Here is a 7,406-nt window from a genome sequence, read left to right on the forward strand (position 1 = left end):
GGCGGGCGCATGCTGAATCGAATCCTTTCCAACGACCTGCCGCGCAGCCGCGTGCTGGCGGTGCTGCTGGCCGGCCTGCTGCTGGCACTGGCCTTCGCGCCTTTCATCTTCCCGGGCGTCAAGGCATTGAGTGTGGCTGCCAAGGTGCTGGTGTTCATCGTGCTGGTGGCGAGCTTCGACCTGCTGCTGGGCTACACGGGCATCGTGAGCTTCGCCCACACGATGTTCTTCGGCATCGGCGCCTACGGCATCGCCATATCCGCCACGCGGCTCGGGCCGGGCTGGGGCGCCGTGCTGCTGGGCTTGGGTGCGGCACTGGTGGTGTCGTTGCTGCTGTCGCTGGCGATCGGGCTCTTCTCGCTGCGCGTGCGGGCCATCTTCTTCGCGATGATCACGCTGGCGGTGGCCGCGGCCTTCCAGACGCTGGCCTCGCAGCTGTCGGACTTCACGGGCGGCGAGGACGGGCTGACCTTCAAGCTGCCGGAGCTGATCTCGCCGAGCTTCGAGTTCGCGGAAGAGCCCTTTCTGGGCGTATCGCTCGACGGCCGGCTGCTCTGCTACTACCTGCTGTTCGTCGCCGCGGTGGTGCTGGTGCTGGCGCTGCTGCGCATCGTCAACTCGCCCTTCGGCCGCGTGCTGCAGGCGATTCGCGAGAACGAGTTCCGTGCCGAGGCCATCGGCTACCGCGTGGTCGTCTACCGCACCACGGCCTCGGTGCTGTCGGCGCTCTTCGCGACGCTGGCGGGCGCGATGCTGGCGATCTGGCTGCGCTACAACGGGCCGGACACCTCGCTGTCCTTCGAGATCATGATCGACGTGCTGCTGATCGTCGTCATCGGCGGCATGGGCACCATCTACGGCGCGGCCATCGGCGCGGCGCTGTTCGTGGTGGCGCAGAGCTACCTGCAGGACTTGCTGCGGCTGGGCAACGAAGCCGTGAGCGGGCTGCCGTGGCTGGCGGCGCTGCTGTCGCCCGATCGCTGGCTGCTGTGGCTCGGGCTGTTGTTCGTGCTCTCGGTCTACTACTTCCCGACCGGCATCGTCGGCCGTCTGCGCGCCAGGGCCCTCCAATGAACGCACCGACTTCGAACTACCTCCAGATCGCCGGGCGCGAGATCCACTGGCTGGACTGGGGGACGCCCGCTGCGCCCGGTGCGCCCGTGGTGATCGCTTGGCACGGTCTGGCGCGCACCTGCCGCGACATGGACGAACTGGCAGCGCACTTCGCCGAACGCGGCTTCCGCGTGGTCTGCCCCGACACCATCGGCCGCGGCCTGAGCCAGTGGAGCCCGGTGCCGGACGAGGAATACCAGCTCGCCTTCTATGCGCGGCTGGCGGCCGGCCTGTGCGACGCGCTCGGCCTCGAACGCGTGCACTGGGTCGGCACCTCGATGGGCGGCGCGATCGGCATGGTGTGCGCCGGCGGCCTGGTGGAGCCGCGCATGAAGTCGCGAATCGCGAGCCTGGTGCTCAACGACAACGCGCCGTGCATTGCCGATGCCGCCGTGGAGCGCATCCGTTCGTATGCCGGCAATCCGCCGGCCTTCGACACGGTGGCCGAACTCGAAGCCTTCTTCCGCACCGTCTACAAGCCTTACGGCTGGCTCAGCGACGCGCAGTGGCGCCGCCTGACCGAGACATCCACGCGCCGCCTGCCTGATGGGCGCCTGACGCCGCACTACGACCCGGCGATGGTGCGCCAGTTCATCGCGCACCCCGACGACTACCTGCTGTGGATGCACTACGACGCCATCGAGGCGCCGGTGCTGTGCCTGCGCGGTGTGGAGTCCGACCTGGTGCTGCCCGAGACGCTGGTCGAGATGCGCGGCCGCGGCCCCGGCGCGGCCGGGCGGCTTCAGATCATCGAAGTGCCGGGATGCGGCCACGCGCCGGCGTTGAACGTGCCTGCCCACCTGGCGCCCATCGAGGCCTTTGTACGCGCGGCCGGCACGTAGCACCGAGTCCCGCCACAATCCGGCGCCATCAACCCGGAGACAACGTTCATGGCGCTTTCCTTCTACGACATCTCGGTTCCCGTCTTTCTGCGCGGACTGGGCCAGCTTTCTCACGTGCTCGACAAGGGGCTGGCGCATGCCCAGGCCAGCGGCATCGAGGCGGACACGCTGGTCGAAGCCCGGCTCGCGCCTGACATGCTCACGCTGGCGGGCCAGGTGCAGCGCGCCAGCGACGCGTCCAAGCTCGGCGCAGCGCGGCTGGCCGGCATCACGGCGCCCAGTTTCGAGGACAACGAGACACGCTACGAAGACCTGCAGGCGCGCATCGCGAAGACGGTGGATTTCCTGAACGGCATCGAGCGCACGCAGGTCGACGGTGCCGAGCACCGCCCCGTCGTGCTCAAGGTGCGCGACAGCCAGACCGAGTTCACGGCCGAGCGCTATCTGCTGCAGTTCGCGCTGCCGAACTTCTTCTTCCACGTGACCACCGCTTACGACGTGCTGCGGCACCGCGGTGTGCCGGTGGGCAAGCTGGACTATCTCGGCCGGTTCTGAGTGCTCTGAACGTTGGCCGGCGCGGTAGAAGCCGCCCCGTCGCGCGTCGGCCAGCCCGCCAGATGACGCTCGGCCAGCGCGCACAGCGCGTCGATCCATGCCGGGCTGTCGTTGAGGCAAGGGATGTAGCGGAAGTCCTTGCCGCCCGATTGCAGGAAGGCGTCGCGGCCCTCCATCGCGATCTCTTCGAGCGTTTCGAGGCAGTCGGCCGGAAAGCCCGGGCACAGCACGTCGACGCGCGCCACGCCGGACCCGCCCAGCGCACGCAGCGTGGGCTCGGTGTACGGCTCCAGCCATGTCGCGCGGCCGAAGCGCGACTGGAAGGTGACGAGGTACTGCGTTTCTTCCAGCTTCAGCCGCGCGGCCAGCAGCTTCGCAGTCGCGAGGCACTGCGACTGGTAAGGGTCGCCGAGGCGGATGTTGCGTTCGGGGATGCCGTGGAAGCTCATCAGCAGCCGGTCGGCCCGGCCTTCGTGCTTCCAGTGGGCTTCGACGCTGCGGGCCAGCGCTTCGATGTAGAGCGGGTCGCCGTGGTAGTCGTTGACGAAGCGGAATTCGGGCACGCGGCGTTGCCGGGCGCTCCAGGCATTGACCGCATCGATCACGCTGGCGGTGGTGGTGCCGGAGTACTGCGGGTAAGCCTGCAACACCAGGACACGGGTCACGCCCTCGGCCAATAGCGCATCGAGTTGCGCCGCGATCGCGGGCTGGCCGTAGCGCATCGCGTCGCGCACCGATACCCGGTGGCCGCGCTCGCCGAGCCAGCCGGCCAGCAGCGTTGCCTGCTTGCGCGTCCACACCTTGAGCGGGGAGCCTTCGGGCATCCAGATGCTGGCGTACTTGGCGGCCGACTTCGCGGGACGCGTGCGCAGGATGATGCCGTGCAGGATCAGCGCCCACAGCGCTTTGGGAATCTCGACCACCCGCGGGTCGCCGAGAAAGTCCGCCAGGTACGGCCGCACGGCGGCGGCGGTCGGTTCGTCGGGCGAGCCGAGGTTGCACCAGAGCACGGCGACGCGCTCCCGGTCGTCTGCGGCAGCGGGAGCGGGGGAGACGAAAGGCATGCGCTATTCTCGGCCATGGCCCCCGCGACCCCCGACATCCATGCGCTCGACGTGAAGCGCATCGCCGCGATTTCGCTCGATCTCGACGACACGCTCTGGCCGATCTGGCCCACCATCGAACGCGCCGAGCGCGTGCTGCACGAATGGCTGGTGCGCGAGGCGCCCAAGACGGCAGACCTGTTGATCACGCCCGGCGTGCTACGCGAACTGCGCGAGGCCACCGAGAAAGAGCGCTCGGACCTGGCGCACGACCTGAGCGCGCTGCGCCGCGAATCCATCCGCACGGCGCTGCGGCGCGCGGGCGAAGACCCGGCGTTGGCCGACCCGGCTTTTGAGGTCTTTTTTGCCGAGCGGCAGCGCGTGACCCTCTACGACGATGCCTTGCCCGCGCTGCAATGGCTCAGCGAGCGCTATCCGCTGGTGGCCGTGTCGAACGGCAACGCCAGCGTGGAGCAGACCGGCGTGGGCCGCTGGTTTCGCGCTGCCTTCAGCGCGCGCGAGTTCGGCAGCGGCAAGCCGCATCCTGCTATCTTCCGCGCCGCTGCGGCGTCGTTGGGCGTCGCGGCCGGGGACGTGCTGCACGTCGGCGACGACGCGGCGCTCGACGTGGTCGGCGCCTTGGGCGCCGGCATGCAGGCGGCCTGGCTGGTGCGCGACGAGCGGCCCTGGGAGCACGGCGCGCGGCCGCACTTGATCGTGCCCGACCTGCATGCGCTGTGCGCGGCGCTCGACGTTGCCTGATCGCTTGTGCGCGCACCCCTCGGGGTGCTTCGCGAGTGCTCCGGGTCCGTCAGTGCGCCGCTTTAACGGCCCGCGGCCAGCCCGCTGCGCACCGCGCCTTCGATGGTGGCGGGATAGGGGCCGTCGACATAGTCGCCGCAACCCAGCAGGCCTGGAGCGATCTGTGCGGAGGGTCGCTCCAGTGCCGGCGTGCAGGCGAAGGTGGCGCGTTTCTCGACGACGGTCAGCAACGCGGCCAACGTGGTTTGTCCTAGCTGCGCGCGGGCCTGGGCCAGCACCTGCTGTTCGAGCAGCTCTCGTTCTTCGGCGCTGGCGCTGACGACGAAGGCCAGCAAGCCGGAGGGGCCGCCGAGCTGGCCACGGTCGAACACGAATTGCGCCGGCGCGCCAGGTGCCGCGCGAAGCGCGAGCACGGGCGCGGGCAGCAGCGTGCCGCCGGTCACGTAGATCGTGGCGATGGCCTCGTGCTGCAGTGCTTGCGCCTGTCTCGCCCAGTCGGCGGTTTCACGCAGCCCGGCCGTGGCGGCGAGCCGCGCGGCCTCCCACGGCGGGCAGGCGAGCACCACGCGATCGAAGGCTTGCCCGTCGACGTGCCAGCCGGACGCATCGCAGGCCAGGGCCTGCACGCGCGCACCCATCGATACGTGGGCGCCATGCCGTTCGAGCCAGCGGCCGGCGGCGTCGGGCAGCAGCGCGCCCAGGTCGACCCGGGGCAGCAGTAGATCGGCACCGCCGCGCTCGGTGAAGAGCGCGTCATGCAACACGCGCAGGAAGACCTGGCCGCTGGCGCGGTCGACCGGTGTGTTCAGCGCGGAGACGCACAGCGGCTCGATCAGCTCGCGGCGCACGCGCGGCGTCAGCGATGCGCAGAGCCGGTCGACGGTGGCGCTCGGGTCGCATCGGAAACCGGCCGCGCGCCATTTCAACGCCGTCGCCAGAAGCGAAGCCTTGTCGCGCAGCGACCAGCCGCGTGCGCCGACGATGCCGCGCAGCAGGTCCAGCGGCGGCGGCCAGCCGGCCGGCACCTGCAGGCCGTCGCCGTCGGCAAAGCGCAACTGCAGCGGCATTCGATGCAGCACCCCTTCGGGATCGATGCCCAGATCGCGCATCAGGCCCAGCGTGGCGCTGTAGGCGCCGATCAGGATGTGCTGGCCGTTGTCGAGCTGCACGGGCGTGCCGTCGGGCATGCGTGCGGGCAGGGCGCGGGCGCGGCCGCCGAGGGTGCGGGCGGCTTCGAAGACGGTCACCGCGTGGCCGGTTCGGCAGGTCTCGATGGCGCAGGCCAGGCCAGCCCAGCCGGCGCCGATGACCGCGACGCGCTTCACAGCCTGCCGAGGGCTTGAACGCGCCAGGCCAGCCAGAGTTTGCGCAATGGAGTCAGGCTCACGCGCTGGCGCAGCACCTGAAAGTCGTCGCGCTCGATCTCGCGCAGCAGGGTGCGGTAGATGCTGGCCATCATCAGGCCCGGCTTCTGCGCACGGCGGTCGGCTGCGGGCAGCAGCGACAGGGCCTCGTCGTAGGCGGCCTGGGCACGCTCGGCCTGGAACTTCATGAGGGCGACGAAGCGCTCGGAATGCACGCGGTTGAGGATCTCGTGCGCCTTGACCTCGAACTGCTGCAACTCGTTGACCGGCAGGTAGATGCGCCCGCGCAGCGCGTCTTCACCGACGTCGCGAATGATGTTGGTGAGCTGTAGCGCGAGGCCTAGCTTGTGGGCGTAGGTGGTGGTCTGCGCCTCGGTCTGGCCGAAGATGCGCGCCGCGCCTTCGCCTACGACGCCGGCCACCAGGTGGCAGTAGCGCTTGAGGCCGGCGAAGTCGAGGTAGCGGGTCTGCTCCAGGTCCATCTGGCAGCCTTCGATCACCTCGTGCAACTGGCGCGCCTCGATGCCGTAGGTGGCGGCATGCGGCATCAGCGCCTGCATCACCGGATGCTGGGGACGGCCGGCGAAGGCTTGCTGCACCTCGTTGCGCCACCAGGCCAGCTTGGTGGCTGCGACGCCGGGGTCGCTGACCTCGTCGACCACGTCGTCGACTTCGCGGCAGAAGGCATAGAAGGCCGTGATCGCGGCGCGGCGTGGCTTGGGAAGAAAGAGAAAAGCGTAGTAGAAGCTGCTGCCCGAGGCGGCCGCCTTGTCCTGGACGTACTGCTCGGGTGTCATCGGGGAGAACTCGTCATCGCGGGCGATTGTGACCGCATTCGAAGGGCCCGCCAGGCCAGCACGGGGGCATCGGCCTTGCCGACGGTGGGGCGGCGCGACCAGCTGTCGAAACCCAGCGTTTCGATCTTGTCGAGGATACGCAGCCCGCCTTGCACGACGAGGCGCAACTCCCAGCCCGCACGGCCGGGAAGACGGTGCACGAGCGGGGCGCCTTCGTTCATCAGGCGGCGGGCACTGGCGACCAGGTCGGCGACCAGAGCGATCGCCGTCGGCGGAGGCGCGGCCGGCGCCAGCGGCATGAAGGCACGAAGCGCATCGTTCGACAGGCCGTGCGAGGCGAGGTCGGCCGCGGGGATGTAGAGGCGGCCGCGGGGCAGATCGACGCCGAGGTCCTGCCAGAAGTTGATGAGCTGCAGCGCGCTGCAGATGGCGTCGCTGTGAGCCAGCGATGTCGCGTCGCCGACGCCGTACAGGTGCAGGAGCAGCCGGCCCACAGGGTTGGCCGAGCGACTGCAATAGTCCAGTAACTCGGCGCGGTCGGCATAGCCGGCGGCATCGCGCGTCTTCTCGATGTCTTGCATGAAGGCCGACAGCAGGTCGGCCAGCAGTTGCTCGGGCAGCGCGAAGTCGCGCATCGATCGGGCAAGCGGGCCGAAGACGTCGGGCCAGCGTTCCGAAGACGGCGCGCCGCGGGCCGCCGCGGCGAGATCGGCGCGATAGGCACGGAGGTCGTCGAGGCGTTGCTGCGGGGTCGCGTCGCCTTCGTCGGCAATGTCGTCGGCGGTGCGCGCGAACGCGTAGATCGCCGCGATGGGCGGGCGCAATCGCGGCGGGCAGAGCCATGAAGCGACCGGGAAGTTCTCGTAGTGCGTGGGCGTCGCGGCGACGGCGGGTGGAGTCTTGGAAGGCACGGCGCGGATTGTCATGCAC

Annotated in this window: 8 protein-coding genes; 4 read left to right on the forward strand and 4 right to left on the reverse strand. The window is 69.8% G+C overall.

Annotated elements, in window-relative coordinates; all coding sequences use genetic code 11:
* Nucleotides 1-9: 9 nt before the first annotated feature.
* Genes B0W80_RS28920 through B0W80_RS28930 form a run of 3 tightly spaced genes read left to right on the forward strand, consistent with a single transcriptional unit; the run spans nt 10 to nt 2,510 of the window.
* Nucleotides 10-1,074, forward strand: coding sequence for a branched-chain amino acid ABC transporter permease (locus B0W80_RS28920; RefSeq protein ID WP_077002604.1), 1,065 nt, complete (start codon nt 10-12; stop codon nt 1,072-1,074).
* Nucleotides 1,071-1,955, forward strand: a complete 885-nt coding sequence (locus B0W80_RS28925; protein WP_077002605.1) for an alpha/beta fold hydrolase — start codon at nt 1,071-1,073, stop codon at nt 1,953-1,955. The genes B0W80_RS28920 and B0W80_RS28925 overlap by 4 nt, the downstream gene beginning before the upstream one ends.
* 48 nt (nt 1,956-2,003) lie before the next feature.
* Entirely contained in the window at nt 2,004-2,510 is a 507-nt protein-coding gene (locus tag B0W80_RS28930) for a DUF1993 family protein (protein WP_077002606.1), read from the forward strand.
* Here the strand turns inward: B0W80_RS28930 and hemH are convergent.
* A complete protein-coding gene (gene hemH / locus B0W80_RS28935; protein WP_077002607.1) occupies nt 2,492-3,574 on the reverse strand; it encodes a ferrochelatase in 1,083 nt (360 codons plus the stop codon). The two genes, B0W80_RS28930 and hemH, sit on opposite strands and share 19 nt — an antisense overlap.
* A 15-nt stretch (nt 3,575-3,589) precedes the next feature.
* Between hemH and B0W80_RS28940 the strand changes: the two genes are divergently transcribed.
* Nucleotides 3,590-4,315 carry an HAD family hydrolase gene (locus B0W80_RS28940; protein ID WP_077002608.1) on the forward strand — a complete coding sequence of 242 codons (726 nt, stop codon included), beginning with the start codon at nt 3,590-3,592 and terminating at the stop codon, nt 4,313-4,315.
* Between the two features lie 62 nt (nt 4,316-4,377).
* Here B0W80_RS28940 and hpnE read toward each other — a convergent pair whose 3' ends face one another.
* Genes hpnE through hpnC form a run of 3 tightly spaced genes read right to left on the reverse strand, consistent with a single transcriptional unit; the run spans nt 4,378 to nt 7,402 of the window.
* A complete protein-coding gene (gene hpnE / locus B0W80_RS28945; protein ID WP_077002609.1) occupies nt 4,378-5,640 on the reverse strand; it encodes a hydroxysqualene dehydroxylase HpnE in 1,263 nt (420 codons plus the stop codon).
* A complete protein-coding gene (gene hpnD, locus B0W80_RS28950; RefSeq protein ID WP_077002610.1) occupies nt 5,637-6,476 on the reverse strand; it encodes a presqualene diphosphate synthase HpnD in 840 nt (279 codons plus the stop codon). The genes hpnE and hpnD overlap by 4 nt, the downstream gene beginning before the upstream one ends.
* A complete protein-coding gene (gene hpnC, locus B0W80_RS28955) occupies nt 6,473-7,402 on the reverse strand; it encodes a squalene synthase HpnC (protein ID WP_077002611.1) in 930 nt (309 codons plus the stop codon). The genes hpnD and hpnC overlap by 4 nt, the downstream gene beginning before the upstream one ends.
* Nucleotides 7,403-7,406 lie beyond the last annotated feature (4 nt).

It is taken from the genome of Variovorax sp. KK3, assembly GCF_001984055.1.
GTDB lineage: Bacteria > Pseudomonadota > Gammaproteobacteria > Burkholderiales > Burkholderiaceae_C > Variovorax.